Consider the following 22,180-nt stretch of genomic DNA (forward strand, 5'->3'; position numbering starts at 1 on the left):
GATTGGCACCGGCGAGTTCACCAACGACCGACTTGCGATCGACGTCGACGTGATGCTCGTTGCCCCCGACTCATCAGTTCAATTCGGCCATTCGATCGGCGTGAAGCGCAATTGCCGGCGCCGCATCTCGGCCTGAAGCTCCTGGGCGTATTGCTTGGCCCGCTCGCCGAGCAGCCGATAGGGCCCCCCGATCCGGCTGTCCGCGGCCACCTGCTTGCGGACGCTCTCGTAATACGCCATCAAGCTTTCATCAGTTGAATTCACAAATCGCATCCACGCGCCCTCGCAAACCAATCCCCCTCGCTGCCAAGTTTGCACGGCTTTTCGGCCGCGGCAGCGACATAAGTTAACGCGCCATTGCCGCAAAAGGTTCCACTTGCGTTCCGCTGTCCGCGCCGGTTGACGCCGTGCCTGGAGGAACCCTTCCGTCGCTCGATGTTTGGTTCCGTCCAACCCATGCGAGGGCGGCGATGCGCTGCGAGGTTCTGGTCATCGGCGGCGGACCTGCGGGGCTGATGGCCGCGATCTATCTGGCGCGGTTCCGGCGTCGTGTCGTCGTCATCGATGGCGGGGCATCACGAGCGGCGCTGATTCCGCGAAGCCACAATCTGCCGGGGTTCCCGGCTGGCCTTCCAGGCGGAGAACTGCTGGCGCGCATGCGGCGGCAGGTCGAGGAACTCGGCGTGCCCATCGTCCGCGGCACGGTGACGGCGCTCGAAATGGGGAACGGCGACATCATCGCCTCCTACGACGGCGAACCGATCATGGCGCAACGCGTGATGCTGGCCACGGGGATCGTCGACAAACAGACACCGCTCGCCGACTGGACGTCGGCGGTGCGCGATGGCGAACTGCGCTATTGTCCCGTCTGCGACGGCTTCGAGGCCACCGGGCGGAAGATCGCGATCATTGGTCCCCTCGAGCATGCCGCCGGCAAGGCGCTGTTCATGCGCGTCTACAGTTGCGACGTCACGTTGATCCCGGTCGGCGACGAACGGAACGACGCCAGGCGCCGCGAGCTCGACGCAGCCGGCGTCCGCGTCACGCCGCCGCTTCACGCGCTGCGCCGTGGCGAGGGGGCAATCGTGGCGGCGTTCGCAGATGGCAGCAGCGAACGGTTCGAGATCGTGTATCCGGCGATGGGCGCCGACGTTCGCTCCGACCTCGCCATCAGGCTCGGCGCGCGGCATACGCCGGACGGCTTTCTCGAGGTCGACACCAAACAGCGCTGCGGCGTCGACGGTCTCTACGGCATCGGCGACGTCGTGACGGATCTGCATCAGATCGCGGTCGCCTTTGGCCACGCTGCAGTCGCGGCATGCCACGCACATCATTCGTTGCCGATGCGCTATGCGGGGCCATCGGGCTGAGCCGTCTCGGGAGAGTTTGATCACAACCTGAAATCGCGATATCCTATGTAAGTGCCGCTGGCGTTGACGTGTCGGACCATGGCCCATGGACAGGAAATCGGCATGTTTGGCGGCTGCGTCCAGCTGCCGTGAGGAGGCCGAGCGTGATCCCGCCCGGCGCGATCTCTGGCTGCAGCAGGCTTCGAAATGGATGGCGCTCGCGGCCGAGCAGGCGGGGCACGCCTTGATCGTTTGCGATCACCTTTCAGTGGCGAAGCAGGACACCCGCCACTGACCCATCGTTAGTGAGCTATCTAGATTGACCCATCTTCACGGATCGATCGCCGCTGATCGATCTACTGCAGCGTCGGATCCAGCTTGTCGCGCAGCCAGTCGCCGATCACCGACACTGCGAGCGTAGTCACCACGATCGTGACCGCCGGCGCCAGCATGATCCACGGCGCGCGCGTGAGATATTCGCGGCCGTAGCCGACCATGTTGCCGAGGCTGGTCATCGGCGGCTGCACGCCGAGGCCGAGGAACGACAGGCCTGACTCCAGCAGGATGACTTCCGGAAACACCAGCGTCATCGACACGATCAGGGTCGAGGCGATGTTCGGCAGGATGTGCTTCAGATAGACGCGCTGCGGCGTGGCTCCCAGTTGGCGCACGGCCGCCGCATAGCCCTGCGCATTGGCGGAGATCGCCAGCCCGCGCGCGATGCGCGCGTAGCGTTCCCAGCCGAACAGGCCCATCAGTCCGATCAGTAGCGGCAGCGAGTTGCCGAAGAAGGCGAGCACGGCGAGGGCGAGGATCAGGAACGGCATGCTGGCCTGGAAATCCGCCAGCATCAGCACGGCCTGCTCGACCAGGCCGCGGAAATGCGCGGCGAGGAAGCCCAGCGTGGTGCCGACGATGGCGGAGATCGCGGTCGCGCCGAATGCGATCAGCAGCGAGATCCGGATCGAGACGATCAGGCGGGACAGCACGTCGCGGCCGAGCTCGTCGGTTCCGAGCCAATGCGCCGGATTGCCCGGCAGCGACAGGCGATTGCGCAGGTCGAACTTGGTGAAGCCGTAGGGCGCGATCTGGTCGGCGAAGATGGCGACCACCAGCATGGCGGCGATCCAGCCGATGGCGATGCCGACGGAGACGGGGATGTTCGGCCAGCGCAGCCGCCTTGCGGCGGGCACCTTCATCGCGACGTCGGTCATGCCGCGGCTCCCTTGCTGCGCAGCCTGGGATCGAGCAGGCCATAGAGGAAATCGACGATCAGGTTCGACGTCACCATCGTCATCGCCACGAGCAGCAGGATGCATTGCACCACCGCGAGATCGCGATTGGCGACGGCGACGACCAGCAGCCGGCCGACGCCGGGCCACGAGAACACGCTCTCGACCACGACGGCGCCCGCGATGAGACTGCCGACCATGAAGCCGAGGATCGTGACGGTGGGGATCGCAGCATTCGGCAGCGCATGGTCGGTGATGACGCGGCGCCACGGCACGCCCTTGGCGGAGGCCGTGCGGATGTAGGGCTGGCCGAGGATCTCCAGCATCGCGCTGCGCGTGAAGCGGGCGAGCACGGCGGCGCCGCCGAAGCCGAGCGTGACGATCGGCAGGATGGCGTGGCGCCACGACTCCTGTCCGCCCGAGGGCAGCCAGCCGAGCTGCACGGCGAAGATCAGCACCAGCAGCAGCGCCAGCACGAAGCTCGGCACGGTGAAGCCGGCCACCGCCGTGATCATCACCGCGCGGTCGATCGCCGAGCCGCGGTGGAGCGCGGCATAGATGCCGGCGGGAATGCCGAGCAGCACCTTCACCAGGAAGGCGGGAATGGTGAGCGCGAGGGTCGCGGGGATGCGCTCGAGCACGAGCTGGATGGCCGGACGGCCGTCGCGCATCGAGCGCCCGAGCTCGCCCTGGCCGATCGCCTTGAAGTAGTCGAGATACTGCACCCAGATCGGATGATCGAGGCCCCACGCCTTGCGGAACGCCTCGATCACCTCGGGCGGCGCCTCGGGCCCCATGATCATCAGCGCGGGATCGCCTGAGAGCCGCAGCACGATGAAGGCGAAGGTGACGACCAGCGCGATGGTCAGCAGCGCGCGGCACAGGCGGATGGCGAAGAAGCGCAGCATCACGCGGCGTCCTGGGTCTGCGCGGGCGCGCCGGTCACGAGATGGCACGCCACCTGTCGCTGCGGATCGAGCGCGGTGAGCACGGGCACCTCGGCCTTGCAGCGCGCGGTCGCGAGGCGGCAGCGCGGGTGGAAGGCGCAGCCGGAGGGGCGCGCGGCGGGATTGGGCGGATCGCCGCTCAGCACGATGCGGCCGGTACTGCGGCGGCCCGGCGCCGGCGAGGCCGACACCAGCGCCTGCGTGTAGGGATGCTGTGGCCGCGCGAACAGATCGTCCGCATCGCCATACTCCACGATGCGGCCGAGATACATCACGGCGACCTTGCTGCTGATCTGCCTGACGACGCGGAGATCGTGGCTGATGAACAGCATGGTGAGGCCCAGTCGGGCCTGGAGATCGACGAGCAGGTTGACGACCTGGGCCTGGATCGAGACGTCGAGCGCGCTGACCGGCTCGTCGCAGACCAGGAAGTCGGGCTTCGTTGCCAGCGCCCGCGCCAGCACGATGCGCTGGCGCTGGCCGCCCGAGAGTGCGCCGGGGTAGCGGCGGCCGTGGCCGTCGTTGAGATCGACCGCGTGCAGCAACTCGTGCACGCGCGCGTCGCGCTCGGCTTTGCTTCCGATATTGTGGATGTCGAGCGGCTCGCGGATCTGCTCGGCGACCGGCAGCCTGCGGTCGAGCGCGCCCAGCGGATCCTGGAAGATCATCTGCATGCGTGCGCGCTGGGCGCGCCACGTCGCCGTGCCCGGTGCCGCGATCGGCGCGCCATCGAAGCGCACGCTGCCGTGGTCCGGAGGTTCCAGCCCGAGCACCATGCGGCCGGTGGTCGACTTGCCGGAGCCGGACTCGCCGACGATGCCGAGCGTCTCGCCCTTCGGAATCGAGAAGCTCAGGCCGTCGACGGCGTGGACGGAGGTGGGACGCCCGAAGAGGCCGGCCCGCATCCGATAGGTGCGCGAGATCTCGCTGACTTCGAGGAGCGGCGTCGTCATTCGGCGGCGAGCTCCACCGGCAGCCGCTGCGGCCGCAGGCAGGCGACCGCGCGGTCCAGCTCGACCGGCGCCAGCGGCGGCACGCGCGCGTGACAGCCGTCGCCGACGTGGGCACAACGCGGCGCAAAGGCGCAGCCGCTCGGCAGCGCGCGCGGATCGGGCACCGTGCCGGGAATCGCCTGCAGCCGCCTGCGCGCGCCATCGAGCGGCGGCAGCGCGCCGATCAGGCCCTGCGCATAGGGATGCCAGGGATCGTCGAACAGACGCGTGGCGGGCGCGCGCTCGACGATGCGGCCGGCATACATCACGCAGACGCGGTCGCAATTCTCGGCGACGACGCCGAGATCGTGGCTGATCAGCACCATCGCCATGTTGAACTCGCGGCGTACCGCGGCCAGGAGATCGAGGATCTGCGCCTGGATGGTGGCGTCCAGCGCGGTGGTCGGCTCGTCGGCGATCAGCAGGTCGGGCTGGCCGGCCAGCGCCATCGCGATCATGATCCGCTGGACCTGGCCGCCGGAGAATTCGTGCGGATAGGCTGACAAGCGCCTGTTGGCGTCGGGAATGCCGACGAGATCGAGCAGCCGGAGCGCCTCGACCCGCGCGGCCTCGCCGCGCAGGCCGCGATGCAGTCCGAGACTCTCGCACAGCTGGCGGCGGATGGTGAGCACCGGGTTGAGCGCGCTGGCAGGATCCTGGAAGATCATCGCGATGCGCCGGCCGCGCACCTGGTCGAGCACCTTGCCATCGGCCCCGATCAGCTCGCGACCGTCGAGCGTGGCGGAGCCGGCCACCTTCGCCTTCGCAGGCAGAAGTCCGAGCGCCGCGAGCCAGGTCACCGACTTGCCGGATCCGGACTCGCCGACGAGGCCGACGGCCTCGCCCTTGGCAATGTCGAGATCGATGCCATGCAGCACTTGTGTGCCGTCGAAGGCGACCTGGAGGCCGGAGATGCTGACCAGCGGCGCCACGGCGTCACGCTCCGTAATTGCCGGTGCGGAAGTCCATCGCGAAGGCCGGCGAGGCCTTCCACTTGATCGACTTCGGCTTGGCCGTGAAGGTCGCGTTCTGATGCAGCACCGTGTAGGCCGGATCCTCGCGCTCGGCGATCTGCAGCATGCGGCCGAACGCCTTCTTGCGCGCCGCGCGATCGGTCGAGGTCTCCAGGAATTCGGAGAGCTGGTTCAGCTCGGCATTGCTGTATTCGCCGACCTGCTGCTGCTGGCCGTTCGGGCCATGCTGGGCAACCAGCGACGACACCGGATCATTGAACGCGGCCGAGTTCGACCAGTCGCGCACGGCGCGGTTCGGGGCGCGTTCGAGGATCTGCGACCAGTTCTCCTTGGTCTCGATCTGAACGTTGAGGCCGACCGCCTGCCACATCTCGACCAGCACCTGCGCGGTCGCGACCTGGTTGGTGTAGTAGTTGTTGAGCAGGCGGTAGGGGATCGGGTCACCCTTGTAGCCGGCCTGCTTCAAGAGGTCCTGCGCCAGCTTCGGGTCGAAGGCGGGCACGCTCCAGTCGGCGATGAACATGTCGCCGTAGAACTCCCATTGCAGACCCTTCGGCACGCGGGTGCGGCCGGCCCACAGGCTGTCGACGATGGCCTGGCGGTCGATCGCGTGGGTGAAGGCGCGGCGCACCAGGGGATTGGCGAGCTGCGGATGGTTCTTGTCGAACACGGTGAGGCGATGGTTGAGGATGGTGCCGCCCTGGACCTCGAACGCCGCGTTCTTCTCGATGCCCGCGATCTGGTCCGGCGGGATGTCGCAGGCGAATTGATATTCACCGGAGAGCAGGCCGTTGATGCGGCTCGCGACCTCCGGCACCTCGACGAAGCGGATACGCTTGAGCGGCGGGCGGCCGCCCCAATATTCGTCATGCGCTTCGAGCGTGAGCGACACGTCTGGCTTGAACTCGACGATCTTGTAGGGGCCGGTGGTGATCGGCTTGCGCGCCCAGTCGAGATAGCTCGCCGCTTCTTCCCAGCCGCGCCGGCTCATGATGTCGGAGCCGTAGCGCATCAGGCGGCCTTCGATGGTGACGTCGGGCGTCGCGTTGACGAAGCGCACCGTGTATTTGTCGACGGCGTCGACGCGGACAAGATCCGGCCACATCCGGCGGGCGACGCCGATGACGTCCGGCGGCAGCTCCTTGCCCGGGCGCGGCGTCGGGATCTTCTCGAACGCCTTGATGGTGGTGCGGCTCTTGGCCTCGCTGTCGCCGAACATGCGCTCGCGGCTGAACGAGAACACGACGTCCTCGGACGTCATCTCGTCGCCATTGTGGAACTTGACGCCCTGGCGCAGCTTCAACTCGACGGTCTGGTCGTCGATGCGCTTCCACTCGGTGGCGAGGCCGGGCACGGCCTCGAGATTGCCGCGGAAGTTCTTCGAGATCAGGCTTTCCCACAGCGAGGAGTAGAACACGCGCTCGCCGACATTGGATTGCTCGCGCAGCACGTCGAGCACGTTCGAATTGGTGACCTTCTGCACGGCGATGGTGACGGAGGGGCGGTTATCGGCTTGCGCGATCGACACGCGCGGCAGGATGAAGCTGCCGCCGATGGCGGCGCCGGCGCCGAGCAGGCCGCGGCGGGTGAGCTTAATCATGGCAATCTCTCTATGGTGCGAGGTTGTCAGGTACAAAAGGCAGTCGAGGGCTTATTGCGCGAGCTCGAGCGACGCGAGGTACGCCGCGCCGGCCTTGACGTGATCGTGGTTGCGCAGCTCGAGGATCAGGCGCGGATTGGAATTGAGCTTCGCCAGCGCGCGGAACACGGCGATCCAGCGGATGTTGCCTTCGCCCGGCGCCCAGTGGCGGTCGGCGTAGCCGTCAGTGTCCTGCAGATGGACGTGGGTCAGCATGTCGCCGGCGGCATCGACATAGTAGTCGACCGGCGGCGCGCCGGTGGAGTGATGCGCGTAGTTGGCATGTCCGGTATCGAGCGACACGCGGACCTTGCTGCTGCCCAGCGCCTTTGCCAGGCCGACACGATCCAGCGGATTCTTGTCCTCGATATTTTCGATGACCAGCTCGCAATCGGCCTGCTCGGCGGAGGCGATGACATCCGACAGCGTCGCGCGCACGCGTTCGATCAGCGCCTCGCGATTGTCGGGCAGCATGTCGATGTTGTTGTAGTCCCAGGTCGTGTAGGGCGAGTGGATCACCATCTGCGTGGCGCCGAGGAACTCGGCGACCTCTAGGCCCTGCAGCAGGCGCTTGGTCACGGCGCGGCGGATCATCGGATCGTGGCTGGCGATGGTGAAGCCCCAGAACGGGCCATGGATGCCGAGCCGGCCAGTGTGACCGTCCAGCATCGATTTGATTTCCTTGGCGGTGCCGCGCCAATCGCTGTCGAGCAGGTCGGCGCGGAAGAAGTCCTGGATCTCGAGATCGCGCTGGCGCTCGAGCAGCCAGTCGGTGTGTGCCGGAATCGATTTGACGGAGAGGGCGGCGCCCAGGACGGGCAGCGTGGCGGACATGTGACGAGATCCCCTGCTTGAGACCTCGTGACGGCTAGCGAAGTTCGATGACGCCGCCATGAAGGGCTGTGGATGGCGACCGCGACATCTTGTGTGCTTTCACTCTTGGCGGTTCGCCGCCAACCTATCTCTTGGGTAGACGATCGCTCCCGGCATCTACTTGACGTAGCCGCGGGAATTGCAACAATGCGGCAAAAAGGGGGCGTGGCATGGCGGCACGGCGGACGATTTTCGGGACCATGATGGCGCTGGCGCTGTCGGCGCTGAGCGCGACGTTGCCGGCGCAGGCGAAGGGGCCCTACGGCACGATCTCCGTCGCCGGCTGGTCGGGCGGCGCCTACACCGACGACAACACCGGCAAGTTCTCGAGCTGCGTTGCTTCCGCAAGCTACAAGAGCGGGATCAATTTCGGCGTGCTCGCGCTGCCGACCTTCAATTGGGCGCTGGCCTTCATCCATCCGAGCTGGTCGCTGTCGCAGGGACAGAAATTCCCCATCGTGCTGAGCTTCGACGGCCGCAATTCGTACGATGTCGAGGGCTCGGTGTGGTCGGCCAAGATGGTCGTGGTGCCGATGCCGAACGACTCGACCCTGATCAAATCCTTCCGGGCGGCGCGCACGATGTCGGCTTTCGCGCAGGGCAACCTGTTCCAGTTCGATCTCAACGGCACCGCCGTGCTGCTGCCGTCGCTGGCCAATTGCGTGCGCATGATCAATGCCGGCGGACTGGCGGCGGCGACGAACTTCACGGTGCAGCCCAACGCGGCCACGGCGCAGCGCCCGGCGGCGGCGCCCGCGGCCACGGCGGCAACGACCAGTGCGCAGCCGGCACGCGCCTCGGAGGATTCGCCCGAGTTGCAGCTGGAAGCGATGCAGATCGCCTCCAATTTCATTCTCAAGGCGGCGCTCTCGCATCCCTCCATTCTGGGGAGCGGCGAGCGGCCGGTCTGGCTGACCGCGGGCGGTGTTGCGTGGAAGGCCGACAACGCCACCGGTTTCGTCCGGATCGTGCCGCCGCAGCGCGATGTCGACGGCCTCGAAGTCGCCGCCAGGATCATCGGCAACGACGCCCGCGACTGCAAGGGCAAGTTCATCTCCGCGCGCAACAGCGAGCTCGTCGACAGCGCGGTCGTGTTTCGCGGCATGTCCTCCTGCGAGGACAGCGAGAAGTCTGATATCGCCGAGTACTTCATCCTGCCGCGCAAGGCCGGCGGCTTCGTGCTGTTCTCGGTGGTCACGCCGACCAAGCCGGTCAGCGGCGGCGGTGGCCAGCCGCTGCCGACGCGCGAGGAGGCGAATGCAAACTTCCGCAAGGCGGCGTTCACGTCGATCGAGAAATAGCGGACCTGTTCCTCGGCGCCGCCGGGTCGTCAGCGGTTATCCGCGCAATTGTCTCGGCCGCCTGACCGCACGCACCTTGCCGCTGCGGCCGCCGCCGCAATACAGGGTCTCGCTGCCGTCCGACTCCAGCCCGGAGACGCCGGTGCCGGAAGGCATGTCGAGCTGATCGAGCACCTCGCCGGTTTCCGGGTCGATGTGCCTGATGTCGCTGACGTCGTCCTCCCAGGTGCCGTGCCACAGCTCGCCATCCACCCAGGTCACGCCTGTCACGAAGCGCGTGCAGGGAATGCTACGCAGGATTGTCCCCGTCGCCGGATCGATCTGGTGGATCTTGCGATCGCGGTAGGCGCCGACCCAGAGCGATCCCTCCGCCCAGGCGAGTCCGGAATCGCCGCCGCCCGAAGGCGCCGGAATGGTCGAGATCACCCGGCCGCTGTCCGGATCGATCTTCTGAATCTGGGCTTCCGCGATCTGGTAGAGATGCTTGCCGTCGAACGCAGTCCCCGCATGGGCCGGAACATCGAGGGATCGTCTGACCTCGCCATTGGCCGGGTCGAACGCCCTGATGCTGGAGCCGGTCGCGATCCAAACCTGGCGTCCGTCGTAGGTGACGCCGCCGACCTGATCGCCCTCGAAGGGACCGTATTCGCGAAGGATCTCGGCGGGTGCTCTCATGGCAATGGTCCATCCTTTGTTGTGACAGCGTCACGCTAGTCGAGCGATGACCACGCCGGGAGTAACAAGCTGGTCGCGAATGCGGGCACGACGGGGCAGGTCCAGCGCTGCGCGCGGCCACGGCCGAACGATTGCACCTTGCCGGACAGCGCCAGCGCATCGAGCGCGCGCTGGACCGTGCGCTGGCTGGCGCCGAGCGCCAGCGCAAGGCCGGAGCTCGACCATGCCTCGCCGTCGGCGAGGCAGGCGAGCACGGGCGCGTTCTCGTCCTCGATCGGCTGTGCCAGCACCACGACGCCGCAGCCGTCGCGCGGCACCAAGGCAAAGCCGTCGCGCGTGGCATTGACCTCGGCCATGCCTTTCAGAAGCTGCCGCAAGCGCCCGATCTCGACACGCAAGCGGGCCCGATGCGACTCGTCGGCTTCCTTGCCGCGGAATGCCTCGGCGATCAGTTCCGATCGCGACACATCACCGGCCGTTCCCTCTGCCAGTCTGCGGGCTATCGCAAACAACACCGGACGCCGCGCCAATGCCACGATGCGGCTGCCCTGGCGCACCGCCAGCCGGCAGGCGTCGACGATCAGAGTGGTCGAGCGGAACAGCGCCTCCACCTCGTCGAGCTGCAGCAGCCTTTGCTCGCCGCCCTGTATCAAGCGCGCAGCCGGCGCGGACAGTGTCGCCGAGAGCCGCTCGACCTCGGCGTGCAGCTCCGGACTACGCGTCTGCCCGGCGGTGCGCGCGGCACGCTCCAGCGCAGCCTGCGCCGCCTTGGTCTGCAAGCGGCGCAACGCAAGGCCGGCGACGATCAGCTCGTAGATCGTGCGTGCCGCCGGCTGCAGCGGTGAGGGATCGAGATCGGCCAAGCCACGCTCGGCCTCGTCGAGATGGCCGATGAGGACCATGCGGCGGATCTCGAGGCTGCGGGCATAGGCGGCATTGGCGTGGTCGCCATGCTGCTCCAGCGTGTCGCGCGCCTCCGCCAGTGCCTTGGTGGGCCATGACAGATCTCGCGCCGCCAGCGCGATCTCGGCCTCGGCGACGGCGCAGCGGGCCCGCGCCATCGCTGCCCTGGCGCCGAAGCTGCGGGCGGCCTGCCGCAGCAGCGCCTTCGCCCTGATGCCATCGCCGAGCCGGGCCATCGCGATGCCGCGAAGCGCCAGCGCCGGCGGATCGTCACGCAAGGCGACCCGGTTCAGCGCGCCGAGCGGATCACCCGCGGCGAGCGCCTGCGCAGCCGCGGCGATCAACGAATCCATGCCAATCCCGCCACACTTGTCACTCCCGGCTCCTCCCGCTGGGATCCTAGTCTCAGATGCGGTCAACACGCAAAGGAGACGGACATGACCATGCATCTCACTGGAACTCGCGAAGACTGGCTCAAGGCACGGCTCGATCTGCTGCAGGCCGAGAAGGACTTCACCCGTCGTGGTGACGAACTGGCGCAACGCCGCCAGGCGCTGCCCTGGGTACGCGTCGACAAGGACTATCGCTTCGACACCGACGATGGGCCCGCGACGCTGCCCGATCTCTTCAAGGGCCGCTCGCAGCTCCTCGTCTATCACTTCATGTTCGGGCCCGACTTCCAGGCCGGCTGCCCGTCATGCTCGATGATCGCCGACGGGTTCAACGGCTTCCAGGTGCATCTCGCCAATCACGACGTGATGCTGTGGGCGGTGTCGCGCGCGCCGCTGGCGAAGCTGAAGGCCTACAGGAGCCGCATGGGCTGGAGCTTCCCGTGGGCGTCCTCGGCCAGCAGCGACTTCAACTTCGACTTCGACGTGGCGATCACCGAGGAGCAGCAGCGCCGGGGCGGCACCGCGTACAACTATCGCACCAGTCCGCCGATGGGCGCGTCGGATGTGCCGGCCATGGTGTCCGAGATCGCGGCGACCGCAGGCACCGATGGCGCAACCTTCATGCGCGATCGCCCGGGCATGAGCGCGTTCATCGTCGAGGACGGCGTCGTCTATCACACCTATTCGGCCTACGCCCGCGGCCTCGACGGCCTGTGGGGCGCCTATCAGTGGCTCGACCGCGCGCCGAAGGGCCGCAATGAGCAGGGCGTGTGGTGGCGCCGCCGCGACGAATACGTCGCGCGCTGAGAGCAAGGAGCAAAGCCATGGCGTTCCTCCTGCCCAGGCGGCGCGTGCTGCCGGACCTCGCCGATGCCCTGCGCCTCGCCGCGGCGCCGACCTTCGCGCTGATGGCGGTGCTGAACGCCGTGGCCCGCGACGGCCGGGCAGACATCCTCTGCTCGGCCATGCCGGCAGGCGCACCGCTCGGCGACATGACCGTGATGTATCTGCTGATGAGTGCGTTTCACCTGGTGCCGTGGCTGAAGCGGATGCGGCGGGGGATCACGGTGCCGCCACGGGAGGAGGTTCGCGTGCGGCAGCCCGGAAGTTAGTTGCCGAGAGCGTCGCTCGCGGAGAGAGACCCCTCACCCGAGCAAGCTCGCGGAGACGCCGGCGATGCCCTCTCTGCAAGGGGCGAGGGCACTGTATCGCGTAGTTTTTCTGCGGTGACCAGTGAAAAGCAAGGCTCTCGGTTTGAGCCGGCACGGTGCCAGTTACTGCGCCCTCTCCCCTTGCGGGAGAGGGCATGTAGGACAGAGCGGCATACCCGCTTGGGTGAGGGGTATGTCTCTGCAGACATCACTGTCAATGATAGCGCACACCAAACACCCCACAGCGACGCCTCACGCCTCCGCCGCCACCTTCAGCGCCTCGGCGCGGATCTCCTCCACCAGCCGTTCCTTGAGCGCGACGAACTCCGGCGAGGTCTTGATCTTGTAGGAGCGGGGATGTGGCAGGTCGATCTTGATGTCGGCCTTGATGCGGCCGGGGCGGGCGCTCATCACCAGCACGCGGCTGCCGAGGAAGATCGCCTCCTCGATGTCGTGGGTGACGAACAGCACCGACTTCTGGTCGCGCTCCCAGATGCCGAGCAGCATCTCCTGCATCAGCACGCGGGTCTGGTTGTCGAGCGCGCCGAAGGGCTCGTCGAGCAAGAGGATCTTCGGATCATTGGCGAGCGCGCGCGCGATCGCACAGCGCTGCTGCATGCCGCCGGAGAGCTGCTTGGGCCAGTGGTTCTCGAAACCCGTCAGGCCGATCTGCTGGATGAAGCGGTCGGCGACCGCGTTGCGCTTGTCCTCGGGCACCCCGCGCTCGCGCAGGCCGAACGCGATGTTCTCGCGCACGGTCAGCCAGGGAAACAGCGTATAGGACTGGAACACCATGCCGCGGTCGGCGCCGGGACCTTCGACCTCGCTTCCGTCGAGCAGCACCTTGCCGCTGGTCGGATGATCGAGCCCGGCGACGATGCGCAGCAGGGTCGACTTGCCGCAGCCGGACGGGCCGAGGATGGTGACGAAGTCGTTGTTGCCGATGGTGAGCGCGACCGGCTCCAGCGCGCGCGTCGGCGCATGGCCCTGGCGGGCCGGGAAAATGCGCGTGACCTGATCGATGACGAGCGTGGTCATGCGAGCTTCCACGGGAACAGCCAGGCGTTGAACGCCTTGAACAGGAAATCCGAGATCAGCCCGATCAGGCCGATGATGATGATGCCGAAGATGATCTGCCCGGTGTTGAGCAGCGCCTGGCTGTCGGTGATCATGTGGCCGATGCCGGAGGACGAGCCGATCAGCTCGGCGACGATGACATAGGTCCAGGCCCAGCCGAGCACGAGCCGCAGCACCTCGGCAATGTCGGGCGCAGACGAGGGCAGCAGCACGCGGGCGATGATGCCGCGATCGCTGGCGCCGAGCGTGTAGGCGGCCTCGACGAGATCGCGCCTGGTGTTGCCGACGGTCACGGTGATCATCAGGATGATCTGGAACACCGAGCCGATGAAGATGATCAGGAGCTTCTGCAGCTCGCCGATGCCGGCCCACAGGATCAGCAGCGGAATGAAGGCGGAGGCGGGCAGATAGCGCGCAAAGGAGACGAACGGCTCGAGGAACGCCTCGATCGGCTTGTAGGCGCCCATCAGGAGGCCGAGCGGAACCGCGATGACCGCCGCCAGCACGAAGCCGCCAAGGACACGCCAGACCGTCATGCCGATATCGTAGAGGAAGCCGAACTTGACCAGGAGATCCCAGCCCTCGCGCAGCATGGTCAGGGGATCGGCCAGGAAGGTCTTCGGCACGTAGCCGCCGAACGTCGCCAGCGACCACGCCGCGACGAAGAGCACGAAGAAGGCAAGGCCGAGCGCTGTTCTTGATCGGGCGCTGACGGGGTCGAGAGGTCGGATCACGGAGAAGGCTTTCGTGGAGTGGTGCGGGCCGTTCGAGGAGACTGGATCCAGAGTAGGCGCACTCGTTTGGGGCAGTCTACATCCACATCGTCATTGCGAGGAGCCAACGGGTCCGCGCAAAGCGCGGCCCGATGACAGGCTCCGCGACGAAGCAATCCAGGGTCGCACCCTGAGCCCCTGGATTGCTTCGCTGCGCTCGCAATGACGACTCTACAACGAGCGAACTTCCCGCCTACTTGATGAAGCTCGCATCATACAGATCCTCGACGTTCGGGATCTGCTTGATGATGCCGACCTCGAGCAGCAGCTCGGCCGCGTCCTTGTTGAAGGTCTTGAACTCCGTCTCGAAGAACTTCTGGCTCGCCGCCTTGTCCTGCCAGCGCAGGTACTTGGCCGAGTTGCCGAACTGCTCGCCGCTCTGCTTCACGTCGGCGCCCATGATCTCATAGGCCTTGGCCTGGTCCTTGGCGATCATGTCGAGCGCCTCGTAATAGCTGTCGGCGAGCGCCTTGGCGGCCTTGGGGTTTTCGGTCAGGAATTTCGGCGTGCAGCCGAACGTGTCCATCACCATCGGATAGTCCAGCGTGGTCGCGATGATCTTGCCCTTGTCCGGCGCCGCACGCACCGTCGACAGATACGGCTCGTAGGTCATCGCCGCATCGTTCTGGCCGGAGACGAAGGCCTGCGCCGCCGCGGCCGGCTCAAGGTTCACGATCGTGACGTCCTTCACCGTGAGGCCGTTCTTCTTGAGCATCCAGGCCAGCCCGAAATAGGGCGAGGTGCCCGGCGCGGAGGCCGCGACCGTCTTGCCCTTCAGGTCCTTGATCGAGGCGATATCGTTGCGCACGGCCATGCCGTCGGCACCATAGCTCTTGTCGAGCTGGAAGATCTGCTTGGTGGCGACGCCGTTGGCGTTCCAGGAGATCCAGGTCTCGACCGTGGTCGCCGCGCACTGTACGTCGCCGGCGGCGATCGCAAGGTGGCGGTCCTTCTGCGGGATCTTCTTGATGGTGACGTCGAGGCCGTTCTTCTTGAAGATGCCGGCCTCCTTCGCGAGCGTCAGCGGCGCGAAGCCGGTCCAGCCGGAAATGCCGATGCCGACCTTGACGTCGTCGGCGAATGCCGAGGTGGAGGCCAGCACCGCGGCCGTGACTGCAAGAAGCCCGAATTTGCGCATCGTCATCATCCTTTGCTGTTGAAGAGAACCATTCGTGCAGTTCGCAATCCCGGGAGGACTGCGACGGCCACAAGTCGCGGCAGGCGCTGCCCGCCTGCTTGCAAATCCCGTGCTCAGTTGCGCCCAGGCGCGTGTCATTCGCTGCCCCTGAATCGTGCGACCAGCCGGTGCTGCTCGCCGGGATAGACGAGCCTGACAGCCGTGAGCGGTCGCCCCTGGCGCCAGGTGTGCCGCTCGATCACGAGGCATGGCGCGCCCGTTTCGATGTCGAGGCTCGCTGCGATCGCCTCGTCGGCGACGATGGCGCTGATCGCATGCTCCGCCTCGGTCCAGGGCACGTGATGCAGCAGCCACGAGCCCGGCGGATCGATCTTGAAATTGGCCTTGGCCGCGTCCGGCACGGCATCGAGATCGATCAGGCGATCCTCGACCGCGAACGGCACATTGTCGGCGCTGTGACGGCAGCGGATCGCGATCACCTTGCACGGCGTCTTGACGCCGAGGCGCTCGCGATCGGCGGCGTTGGCGGTGCGGCGCGCCGACGAGATCAGCTCATAGCCATAGGCGCGGCCGAGCGCGCCGATCTCGGCGCGGATGTCCGGGATCTTCAGCACCGCCGACAGGAATTGCGGCCGGCGCACGAACGTGCCGGCGCGGCGGCGGCGCTCGATCAGGTCGGCCTGCGCGAGCTCCGACAGCGCCTTGTTCACGGTCATGCGCGAGCAGCCATAATGCTCCATGATCTCGTGCTCGAAAGGAATGCGATGGCCGGGCGGCCATTCGCCCGTGAGGATGCGGCGCTCGATGTCCTGCCGGATCGTCTTATAGAGCGTGCTCGGCTTGGCGTGATCTTTGGCGCGATCCTCGGCGAGGCTCATGCGAGCAGCCTCCGCACGGCCCTGTTGAAGCTGCGCCTGGCGGCCTCACGCGACCGATGCTGGCCGCCCTGGACGAGCTTGGCGCCGCCGGCCCAGACACAGTCGATGGCGTCGCTGGACGTCGCGAAGATCCAGCCGTCGAGCAGCGCATCCTGCGTCCGCCCCGCGAGCGACGGATGCGACAGATCGAGTGTGACGATGTCGGCACGGCTGCCGGGCTGCAGCCCGGCGAGCGGTTGCGCCAGCGCCTGGGCCCCGCCGGCGAGCGCGGCGTCGAACAAGGTGCGGCCTGTCGACGCAGCCGGGCCTGACGTCAGCACGTTGCGCTCCCGGTGCGTCAGCCGCTGGCCGTATTCGAGCTGGCGCAGTTCGTCGCCGACGCCGACCAGCACGTTGGAGTCGGTGCCGATGCCGATGCGCCCCTGCGCGCGCAGATACGCACGCGCCGGAAAGATGCCGTCGCCGAGGCTGGCTTCGGTGACCGGACAGAGGCCGGCCGTCGCGCCGCTGTTCGCGAGCGCCGCCGTTTCATCGGCGGTCATATGCGTCGCGTGGATCAGGCACCAGCGGTCATCGAGGTCGTGATGATCGAGTAGCCATTGCACCGGGCGCTGGCCCGACCAGGCGAGGCAGTCCTCGACCTCCTTGACCTGCTCGGCGGCGTGAATGTGGATCGGGCCGCCGTCGGCAAGCGGCAGCAGCGCGCTCAGCTCATCCGGCGCGACCGCGCGCAGGCTGTGCGGCGCGATGCCGAGATTGGCACCATGAAGCGAACTGATTGCCTTGCGCGAGGCCGTCAGCAGCTTCTCGAACCGGTCGACGTCGCAGATGAAGCGCCGCTGGCCGTCATGCGGCGCCGCGCCGCCGAAGCCGCCATGCGCGTAGAAGCTCGGCAGCAGGGTCAGGCCGATGCCGGCGGTCTGGGCCGCCGCGGCGATGCGCACCGCCATCTCGCCGACATCGGCGTAAGGCGTGCCGTCGCGATCGTGGTGCAGATAATGGAATTCGCCGACGCGGGTGAAGCCACGCTCCAGCATCTCGACATACAGCAGGGTCGCGACCGCCTCGACGTCCTCGGGACGCATCGACAGCGCGAAGCGGTACATCGTTTCGCGCCAGGTCCAGAACGTATCGGTGGCGTGGCCGCTGATCTCGGCAAGCCCGGCCATGCCGCGCTGGAAGGCGTGGCTGTGCAGGCTAGCGATGCCGGGGATCGCGACCTCGTGCTGCTCGTCCTCGGAGGTCGGAGGCACGCCCGCGGCGACCTGTGCGATCACGCCGTTGCTGATGACGATCTGCACGTCCTCGGCCCAGCCCTTGGGCAGAAGCGCGGATGCGAAGTGCAGTGACGCCATGATCGATCAGCCCGCTGGACAGGACGGCGAGGCTGAGTTTATGTATAGACATATCGCCCGTCAAGCTTTCGTGAAGGTGGGAGGCAGCATGGCCCAGCGTTTCGACCGGATCTGGCAGAATGCGCGGCTTGCGACCCTGCGCGAGGGGCAGCCGGGTCTCGGCGTGGTGGAGCAGGGCGTGATCGCCGCCCGCGACGGCCGCATCGCCTTTGCGGGTCCGCAATCGGAATTTGCCGCCGATGCCGACGCGCCCGAGCGCATCGATTGCGACGGCCGCTGGATCACGCCGGGCCTCGTCGATTGCCACACCCATCTTGTCCATGGCGGCGACCGTGCCCACGAATTCGAGCTGCGGTTGTCTGGGGCGAGCTATGAGGAGATCGCGCGCGCCGGCGGCGGCATCGTCTCCACCGTGGCGGCGACGCGCGCCGCCAGCGAGCAGGACTTGATCGCGAGCGCGCTGCCGCGGCTCGATACGCTGCTCGCCGAAGGCGTCACCACCATCGAGATCAAGTCCGGATACGGGCTGGAGACCGCGACGGAGCTGCGGCAATTGTCCGCCGCGCGTGCGCTTGGGGGGAGGCGGCCGGTCAGCGTCCGCACCAGCTTTCTCGGCGCGCATGCGCTGCCGGCCGAAGCGGGCGGCGACAAGGATCGCTACATCGATCTCGTCTGCGACGAGATGCTGCCGGCGGTTGCGCAATCCGGCCTTGCCGATGCCGTCGATGCCTTCATGGAGAATATCGCCTTCTCGGCCGCGCAGACCTCGCGGGTGTTTAATGCGGCGAAGGCGCTCGGCCTGCGGGTGAAGCTGCATGCCGACCAGCTCTCCAATCTCGGCGGCGCCGCGCTCGCGGCCGGGTTCGGCGCGCTGTCGGCCGATCATCTCGAGCACACCGACGAAGCCGGCGCGGCGGCGATGGCGCGGAGCAGCACCGTGGCGGTGCTGTTGCCCGGCGCGTACTATTTCATCCGCGAGACGCAGAAGCCGCCGGTCGAATTGTTCCGCAAGCACGGCGTGAAGCTCGCGCTGGCGACCGACTGCAATCCCGGCTCATCGCCGCTGACGTCGCTCCTCCTCACCATGAACATGGCCGCGACCTTGTTCCGGATGACCGTCGATGAATGCATCGCCGGCGTCACGCGTGAAGGCGCGCGCGCGTTGGGCGTGTTGGGCGAGACCGGCACGCTCGAGGCCGGCAAATGGTGCGATCTCGCCATCTGGGACATCGGCCGCCCCGCGGAGCTGGTCTATCGGATGGGCTTCAATCCGCTGCATCGGCGCGTGTGGAGGGGGCAATGAGCACGATCATCGCCGAGCCCGGCCGCGTCGGCCTCGATGATCTCGCCCGGGTCTACGCGGGCGCCTCTCTTACGCTCGATCCGACATGTTGGCCGCGCATCGACGCGGCGGCGGCGATCGTCGCCAAGGCCGCGCAGGGTGCCGAGCCCGTCTATGGCATCAACACCGGCTTCGGCAAGCTGGCTTCCAAGCGCATCCCGCCCGATCAGACCGCACAGCTCCAGCGCAACCTGATTCTGTCGCATTGCTGCGGCGTCGGACCCGCAACGCCGGAGCCGGTCGTCCGCCTGATGATGGCGCTCAAGATCATCTCGCTCGGCCGCGGCGCCTCCGGCGTACGGCGTGAGATCATCGCGCAACTGCAGGCGATGCTGGCGCAGGGCGTGTCGCCCTTCGTGCCGCAGCAGGGCTCCGTCGGCGCCTCCGGCGATCTCGCGCCGCTCGCACACATGACCGCCGTGATGATTGGCGAAGGGCAGGCGTTCGTCGATGGCCGGCTGGTGCCGGGCCGCGAGGCGCTGGCGCGCGCGGGGCTCAGCCCGGTCACGCTCGGGCCGAAGGAAGGGCTCGCGCTGATCAACGGCACGCAGTTCTCGACGGCCTACGCACTCGCCGGCCTGTTCCGCGCGCGTGATCTGCTCGATGCCGCGCTGGTCACCGGCGCGCTGTCGGTCGACGCCGCGATGGCCTCGACGGCGCCGTTCCGGCCCGAGATCCAGGCGCTGCGCGGTCATCCCGGCCAGATCGAAGCGGGCCGCGTGCTCACCGAGCTGCTCGAAGGCAGCGCCATCCGGCTGTCGCATCTCGAAGGCGACGAGCGCGTGCAGGATCCGTATTGCCTGCGCTGCCAGCCGCAGGTCGCCGGCGCCGCGCTCGATCTGCTGACCCAGGCGGCGTGCACGCTTGCTGCCGAGGCCAATGCCGTCACCGACAATCCGCTGGTGCTGGTGGAGACCGGCGAGATCATCTCCGGCGGCAATTTCCACGCCGAGCCGGTCGCCTTCGCCGCCGACCAGATCGCGCTGGCACTCTCTGAGCTCGGCGCCATCAGCGAGCGGCGCATCGCCACGCTGGTCGATCCCGCGTTGAATTTCGGCCTGCCGCCGTTCCTCACGCCGGAGCCCGGCCTGAACTCCGGCTTCATGATCGCCGAGGTCACCGCGGCGGCACTGTTCGCCGAGAACAAGCAGCGCGCGCTGCCGTGCTCGATCGACTCCACGCCGACCAGCGCCAATCAGGAAGACCACGTCTCGATGGCTGCGCATGCGGCGCGGCGGCTGCACGACATGGCCGACAACCTCGCTCATATCGTCGGCATCGAGCTCCTGGTCGCGGCGCAGGGCATCGAGCTGCGCGTGCCGCACGGCACCAGCGCCGCGCTCTCTGCCGTCATCGGCGCACTGCGCGTGCACGTGCCGGCGCTGGAGAGCGACCGCTACATGGCCGACGATCTCGCCAAGGCCGCCGCGCTCGTTGCCGGTGGCGCATTGGCCCGCGCTGCGGCCGATTCGCTCGGACGCGATCCGTTTCCCAGGCTTGGATGAGAGGGACCCATGAACCGACGCCTCGACAATGAACGGGTGATCCGCGCTCCTCACGGCGGCGACATCAGCGCCAAGAGCTGGCTCACCGAAGCGCCCTTGCGGATGCTGATGAACAATCTCGATCCCGATGTCGCGGAGAAGCCGAGCGAGCTGATCGTCTATGGCGGCATCGGCCGCGCCGCGCGCGACTGGGACAGCTTTGATCGGATCGTCGCGTCCTTGCGCAAGCTCGAGGCTGACCAGACGCTCGTGGTGCAATCCGGCAAGCCGGTCGGCATCTTCCGCACGCATCCCGACGCGCCGCGCGTGCTGATCGCGAATTCCAACATCGTGCCGCATTGGGCGACGCTCGATCACTTCAACGCGCTCGATAGAATGGGCCTGATGATGTACGGCCAGATGACGGCCGGCTCCTGGATCTATATCGGCAGCCAGGGCATCGTGCAGGGCACCTACGAGACGTTCGTCGAGGTCGGCCGCCGTCACTACAATGGCGATCTCGCCGGCAAATGGATTCTCACCGCGGGTCTCGGCGGCATGGGCGGCGCGCAACCGCTGGCCGCGACGATGGCCGGCGCCTCGATGCTGGCCGTCGAATGTCAGCCGAGCCGCATCGAGATGCGGCTGCGCACCGGCTATCTCGACCGCCAGGCGGCGACGCTCGACGGTGCGTTGGCGCTGATGGAGGAGGCCGCCAAGACCAAGAAGGCGGTGTCCGTCGGCCTGCTCGGCAACGCCGCGGAGATCTTCCCCGAGCTGGTCCGCCGTGGCGTGCGTCCGGACATCGTCACCGACCAGACCAGCGCGCATGATCCGATCAACGGCTATCTGCCGAAAGGCTGGACGCTCGCCGAATGGGAAGCCAAGCGCTCGTCTGATCCGAAGGCCGTGGGGCGGGCGTCGAAAACCTCGATGGTCGGGCATGTCCAAGCGATGCTGGATTTCCACGCCATGGGCATTCCGACGCTCGACTACGGCAACAATATCCGTCAGATGGCCAAGGACATGGGCCTCGCCAACGCGTTCGATTTCCCCGGCTTCGTGCCGGCCTATATCCGCCCGCTGTTCTGCCGCGGCATCGGCCCGTTCCGCTGGGCGGCGCTGTCGGGCGATCCCGAGGATATCTACAGGACCGACGCCAAGGTGAAGGAGCTGCTGCCCGACAACAAGCATCTCCACAACTGGCTCGACATGGCCAGGCAGCGCATCAAGTTCCAGGGCCTGCCGGCGCGGATCTGCTGGGTCGGGCTCGGCGACCGGCATCGCCTGGGGCTGGCGTTCAACGAGATGGTGGCGCGCGGCGAACTGAAGGCCCCGATCGTGATCGGCCGCGACCATCTCGACTCCGGCTCGGTCGCGAGCCCCAATCGCGAGACCGAGGCGATGAAGGACGGCTCGGATGCGGTGTCGGACTGGCCGCTGTTGAACGCGCTGCTCAACTGCGCCAGCGGCGCGACCTGGGTCTCGCTGCATCATGGCGGCGGCGTCGGCATCGGCTATTCGCAGCATGCGGGCATGGTCATCGTGGCCGACGGCACGCCGGAGGCTGCGCGGCGGCTGGAGCGCGTGCTGTGGAATGATCCCGCGACCGGTGTGATGCGCCATGCCGATGCCGGCTACGACGACGCGATCGCCTGCGCCGAGGCCAGCGGGCTCGATCTGCCGAGCCTGACGCGCTGACCGC

General features: G+C 67.4%; 22 protein-coding genes. 8 read left to right on the plus strand and 14 right to left on the minus strand.

Annotated elements, in window-relative coordinates:
• Nucleotides 1–78: 78 nt before the first annotated feature.
• The gene (locus BRAS3809_RS37690; protein ID WP_035655381.1) at nt 79–273 is read right to left on the minus strand and encodes a hypothetical protein; all 195 of its coding nucleotides are present in this window, start codon (nt 271–273) and stop codon (nt 79–81) included.
• A gap of 197 nt (nt 274–470) precedes the next feature.
• On the opposite strand from BRAS3809_RS37690, the gene BRAS3809_RS05475 reads away from it, so the two are divergent.
• Together BRAS3809_RS05475 and BRAS3809_RS36475 are read left to right on the plus strand one after the other, a co-directional pair.
• Complete coding sequence (locus tag BRAS3809_RS05475) at nt 471–1,370, plus strand: NAD(P)/FAD-dependent oxidoreductase (RefSeq protein ID WP_008961102.1); 900 nt, start codon at nt 471–473, stop codon at nt 1,368–1,370.
• A gap of 106 nt (nt 1,371–1,476) precedes the next feature.
• Entirely contained in the window at nt 1,477–1,644 is a 168-nt protein-coding gene (locus BRAS3809_RS36475; RefSeq protein WP_008961103.1) for a hypothetical protein, read from the plus strand.
• A 61-nt stretch (nt 1,645–1,705) separates the two neighbouring features.
• Here BRAS3809_RS36475 and BRAS3809_RS05485 read toward each other — a convergent pair whose 3' ends face one another.
• Genes BRAS3809_RS05485 through BRAS3809_RS05510 form a run of 6 tightly spaced genes read right to left on the minus strand, consistent with a single transcriptional unit; the run spans nt 1,706 to nt 7,967 of the window.
• Nucleotides 1,706–2,548, minus strand: a complete 843-nt coding sequence (locus BRAS3809_RS05485) for an ABC transporter permease (protein ID WP_008961104.1) — start codon at nt 2,546–2,548, stop codon at nt 1,706–1,708.
• Nucleotides 2,549–2,559: 11 nt separating this feature from the next.
• Nucleotides 2,560–3,489: an ABC transporter permease gene (locus BRAS3809_RS05490; RefSeq protein ID WP_035655387.1), complete on the minus strand. Its 930-nt coding sequence runs from the start codon at nt 3,487–3,489 to the stop codon at nt 2,560–2,562.
• A complete protein-coding gene (locus BRAS3809_RS05495) occupies nt 3,489–4,481 on the minus strand; it encodes an ABC transporter ATP-binding protein (protein ID WP_008961106.1) in 993 nt (330 codons plus the stop codon). Before BRAS3809_RS05495 ends, BRAS3809_RS05490 begins: the two co-directional genes overlap by 1 nt.
• On the minus strand, nt 4,478–5,452 hold the full coding sequence (locus tag BRAS3809_RS05500; RefSeq protein WP_008961107.1) for an ABC transporter ATP-binding protein: 975 nt from the start codon (nt 5,450–5,452) through the stop codon (nt 4,478–4,480). The genes BRAS3809_RS05495 and BRAS3809_RS05500 overlap by 4 nt, the downstream gene beginning before the upstream one ends.
• Nucleotides 5,453–5,456: 4 nt before the next feature.
• Complete coding sequence (locus tag BRAS3809_RS05505) at nt 5,457–7,094, minus strand: ABC transporter substrate-binding protein (RefSeq protein ID WP_008961108.1); 1,638 nt, start codon at nt 7,092–7,094, stop codon at nt 5,457–5,459.
• A 51-nt stretch (nt 7,095–7,145) separates the two neighbouring features.
• Entirely contained in the window at nt 7,146–7,967 is an 822-nt protein-coding gene (locus tag BRAS3809_RS05510) for a sugar phosphate isomerase/epimerase family protein (RefSeq protein ID WP_008961109.1), read from the minus strand.
• 209 nt (nt 7,968–8,176) lie between these two features.
• Here BRAS3809_RS05510 and BRAS3809_RS05515 point away from each other — a divergent pair, with 209 nt between their 5' ends.
• Nucleotides 8,177–9,307, plus strand: a complete 1,131-nt coding sequence (locus BRAS3809_RS05515; protein ID WP_008961110.1) for a hypothetical protein — start codon at nt 8,177–8,179, stop codon at nt 9,305–9,307.
• 36 nt (nt 9,308–9,343) lie between these two features.
• Here the strand turns inward: BRAS3809_RS05515 and BRAS3809_RS05520 are convergent, their stop codons facing one another.
• Together BRAS3809_RS05520 and BRAS3809_RS05525 are read right to left on the minus strand one after the other, a co-directional pair.
• Entirely contained in the window at nt 9,344–9,982 is a 639-nt protein-coding gene (locus tag BRAS3809_RS05520) for a Vgb family protein (protein WP_008961111.1), read from the minus strand.
• A gap of 35 nt (nt 9,983–10,017) precedes the next feature.
• Entirely contained in the window at nt 10,018–11,238 is a 1,221-nt protein-coding gene (locus BRAS3809_RS05525; protein ID WP_008961112.1) for a hypothetical protein, read from the minus strand.
• A gap of 84 nt (nt 11,239–11,322) precedes the next feature.
• Between BRAS3809_RS05525 and BRAS3809_RS05530 the strand changes: the two genes are divergently transcribed.
• Both BRAS3809_RS05530 and BRAS3809_RS05535 read left to right on the plus strand, forming a co-directional pair.
• Complete coding sequence (locus tag BRAS3809_RS05530; RefSeq protein WP_035655389.1) at nt 11,323–12,084, plus strand: DUF899 domain-containing protein; 762 nt, start codon at nt 11,323–11,325, stop codon at nt 12,082–12,084.
• A gap of 17 nt (nt 12,085–12,101) precedes the next feature.
• Complete coding sequence (locus tag BRAS3809_RS05535) at nt 12,102–12,389, plus strand: hypothetical protein (protein WP_008961114.1); 288 nt, start codon at nt 12,102–12,104, stop codon at nt 12,387–12,389.
• Between the two features lie 291 nt (nt 12,390–12,680).
• Here BRAS3809_RS05535 and BRAS3809_RS05540 read toward each other — a convergent pair whose 3' ends face one another.
• The 5 genes from BRAS3809_RS05540 to BRAS3809_RS05560 all read right to left on the minus strand — a co-directional run bounded on the left by BRAS3809_RS05540 (nt 12,681) and on the right by BRAS3809_RS05560 (nt 17,649).
• Nucleotides 12,681–13,466, minus strand: coding sequence for an ABC transporter ATP-binding protein (locus BRAS3809_RS05540; RefSeq protein WP_008961115.1), 786 nt, complete (start codon nt 13,464–13,466; stop codon nt 12,681–12,683).
• Nucleotides 13,463–14,236: an ABC transporter permease gene (locus BRAS3809_RS05545; RefSeq protein WP_085963451.1), complete on the minus strand. Its 774-nt coding sequence runs from the start codon at nt 14,234–14,236 to the stop codon at nt 13,463–13,465. The genes BRAS3809_RS05540 and BRAS3809_RS05545 overlap by 4 nt, the downstream gene beginning before the upstream one ends.
• A gap of 235 nt (nt 14,237–14,471) precedes the next feature.
• The gene (locus tag BRAS3809_RS05550) at nt 14,472–15,416 is read right to left on the minus strand and encodes an ABC transporter substrate-binding protein (protein ID WP_008961117.1); all 945 of its coding nucleotides are present in this window, start codon (nt 15,414–15,416) and stop codon (nt 14,472–14,474) included.
• 134 nt (nt 15,417–15,550) lie between these two features.
• Complete coding sequence (hutC, locus tag BRAS3809_RS05555; RefSeq protein WP_008961118.1) at nt 15,551–16,294, minus strand: histidine utilization transcriptional repressor HutC; 744 nt, start codon at nt 16,292–16,294, stop codon at nt 15,551–15,553.
• On the minus strand, nt 16,291–17,649 hold the full coding sequence (locus BRAS3809_RS05560; protein ID WP_008961119.1) for a formimidoylglutamate deiminase: 1,359 nt from the start codon (nt 17,647–17,649) through the stop codon (nt 16,291–16,293). Before BRAS3809_RS05560 ends, hutC begins: the two co-directional genes overlap by 4 nt.
• Before the next feature lie 88 nt (nt 17,650–17,737).
• Here BRAS3809_RS05560 and hutI point away from each other — a divergent pair, with 88 nt between their 5' ends.
• Genes hutI through hutU form a run of 3 tightly spaced genes read left to right on the plus strand, consistent with a single transcriptional unit; the run spans nt 17,738 to nt 22,176 of the window.
• Nucleotides 17,738–18,952 (plus strand): imidazolonepropionase, encoded by a 1,215-nt coding sequence (gene hutI, locus BRAS3809_RS05565; RefSeq protein ID WP_008961120.1) that lies wholly within the window; start codon nt 17,738–17,740, stop codon nt 18,950–18,952.
• On the plus strand, nt 18,949–20,496 hold the full coding sequence (gene hutH / locus BRAS3809_RS05570) for a histidine ammonia-lyase (protein ID WP_008961121.1): 1,548 nt from the start codon (nt 18,949–18,951) through the stop codon (nt 20,494–20,496). The genes hutI and hutH overlap by 4 nt, the downstream gene beginning before the upstream one ends.
• A gap of 9 nt (nt 20,497–20,505) precedes the next feature.
• The gene (gene hutU / locus BRAS3809_RS05575) at nt 20,506–22,176 is read left to right on the plus strand and encodes a urocanate hydratase (RefSeq protein WP_008961122.1); all 1,671 of its coding nucleotides are present in this window, start codon (nt 20,506–20,508) and stop codon (nt 22,174–22,176) included.
• Nucleotides 22,177–22,180: the final 4 nt, after the last annotated feature.

It is taken from the genome of Bradyrhizobium sp. STM 3809 (assembly GCF_000239795.1).
Classification (GTDB): Bacteria; Pseudomonadota; Alphaproteobacteria; order Rhizobiales; family Xanthobacteraceae; genus Bradyrhizobium.

What these genes read in the sequence shown, in the direction of transcription:
- BRAS3809_RS05540 (WP_008961115.1), bottom strand. Translation starts at nt 13,466, where the DNA reads ATGACCACGCTCGTCATCGATCAGGTCACGCGCATTTTCCCGGCCCGC.
- hutI (WP_008961120.1), top strand. Translation starts at nt 17,738, where the DNA reads ATGGCCCAGCGTTTCGACCGGATCTGGCAGAATGCGCGGCTTGCGACC.
- BRAS3809_RS05505 (WP_008961108.1), bottom strand. Translation starts at nt 7,094, where the DNA reads ATGATTAAGCTCACCCGCCGCGGCCTGCTCGGCGCCGGCGCCGCCATC.
- BRAS3809_RS05560 (WP_008961119.1), bottom strand. Translation starts at nt 17,649, where the DNA reads ATGGCGTCACTGCACTTCGCATCCGCGCTTCTGCCCAAGGGCTGGGCC.
- BRAS3809_RS05530 (WP_035655389.1), top strand. Translation starts at nt 11,323, where the DNA reads ATGACCATGCATCTCACTGGAACTCGCGAAGACTGGCTCAAGGCACGG.
- hutH (WP_008961121.1), top strand. Translation starts at nt 18,949, where the DNA reads ATGAGCACGATCATCGCCGAGCCCGGCCGCGTCGGCCTCGATGATCTC.
- BRAS3809_RS05520 (WP_008961111.1), bottom strand. Translation starts at nt 9,982, where the DNA reads ATGAGAGCACCCGCCGAGATCCTTCGCGAATACGGTCCCTTCGAGGGC.
- BRAS3809_RS05510 (WP_008961109.1), bottom strand. Translation starts at nt 7,967, where the DNA reads ATGTCCGCCACGCTGCCCGTCCTGGGCGCCGCCCTCTCCGTCAAATCG.
- BRAS3809_RS05550 (WP_008961117.1), bottom strand. Translation starts at nt 15,416, where the DNA reads ATGCGCAAATTCGGGCTTCTTGCAGTCACGGCCGCGGTGCTGGCCTCC.
- hutU (WP_008961122.1), top strand. Translation starts at nt 20,506, where the DNA reads ATGAACCGACGCCTCGACAATGAACGGGTGATCCGCGCTCCTCACGGC.
- BRAS3809_RS05475 (WP_008961102.1), top strand. Translation starts at nt 471, where the DNA reads ATGCGCTGCGAGGTTCTGGTCATCGGCGGCGGACCTGCGGGGCTGATG.
- BRAS3809_RS05490 (WP_035655387.1), bottom strand. Translation starts at nt 3,489, where the DNA reads ATGCTGCGCTTCTTCGCCATCCGCCTGTGCCGCGCGCTGCTGACCATC.
- BRAS3809_RS05515 (WP_008961110.1), top strand. Translation starts at nt 8,177, where the DNA reads ATGGCGGCACGGCGGACGATTTTCGGGACCATGATGGCGCTGGCGCTG.
- BRAS3809_RS37690 (WP_035655381.1), bottom strand. Translation starts at nt 273, where the DNA reads ATGCGATTTGTGAATTCAACTGATGAAAGCTTGATGGCGTATTACGAG.
- BRAS3809_RS05485 (WP_008961104.1), bottom strand. Translation starts at nt 2,548, where the DNA reads ATGAAGGTGCCCGCCGCAAGGCGGCTGCGCTGGCCGAACATCCCCGTC.
- BRAS3809_RS05535 (WP_008961114.1), top strand. Translation starts at nt 12,102, where the DNA reads ATGGCGTTCCTCCTGCCCAGGCGGCGCGTGCTGCCGGACCTCGCCGAT.
- BRAS3809_RS05495 (WP_008961106.1), bottom strand. Translation starts at nt 4,481, where the DNA reads ATGACGACGCCGCTCCTCGAAGTCAGCGAGATCTCGCGCACCTATCGG.
- hutC (WP_008961118.1), bottom strand. Translation starts at nt 16,294, where the DNA reads ATGAGCCTCGCCGAGGATCGCGCCAAAGATCACGCCAAGCCGAGCACG.
- BRAS3809_RS05525 (WP_008961112.1), bottom strand. Translation starts at nt 11,238, where the DNA reads ATGGATTCGTTGATCGCCGCGGCTGCGCAGGCGCTCGCCGCGGGTGAT.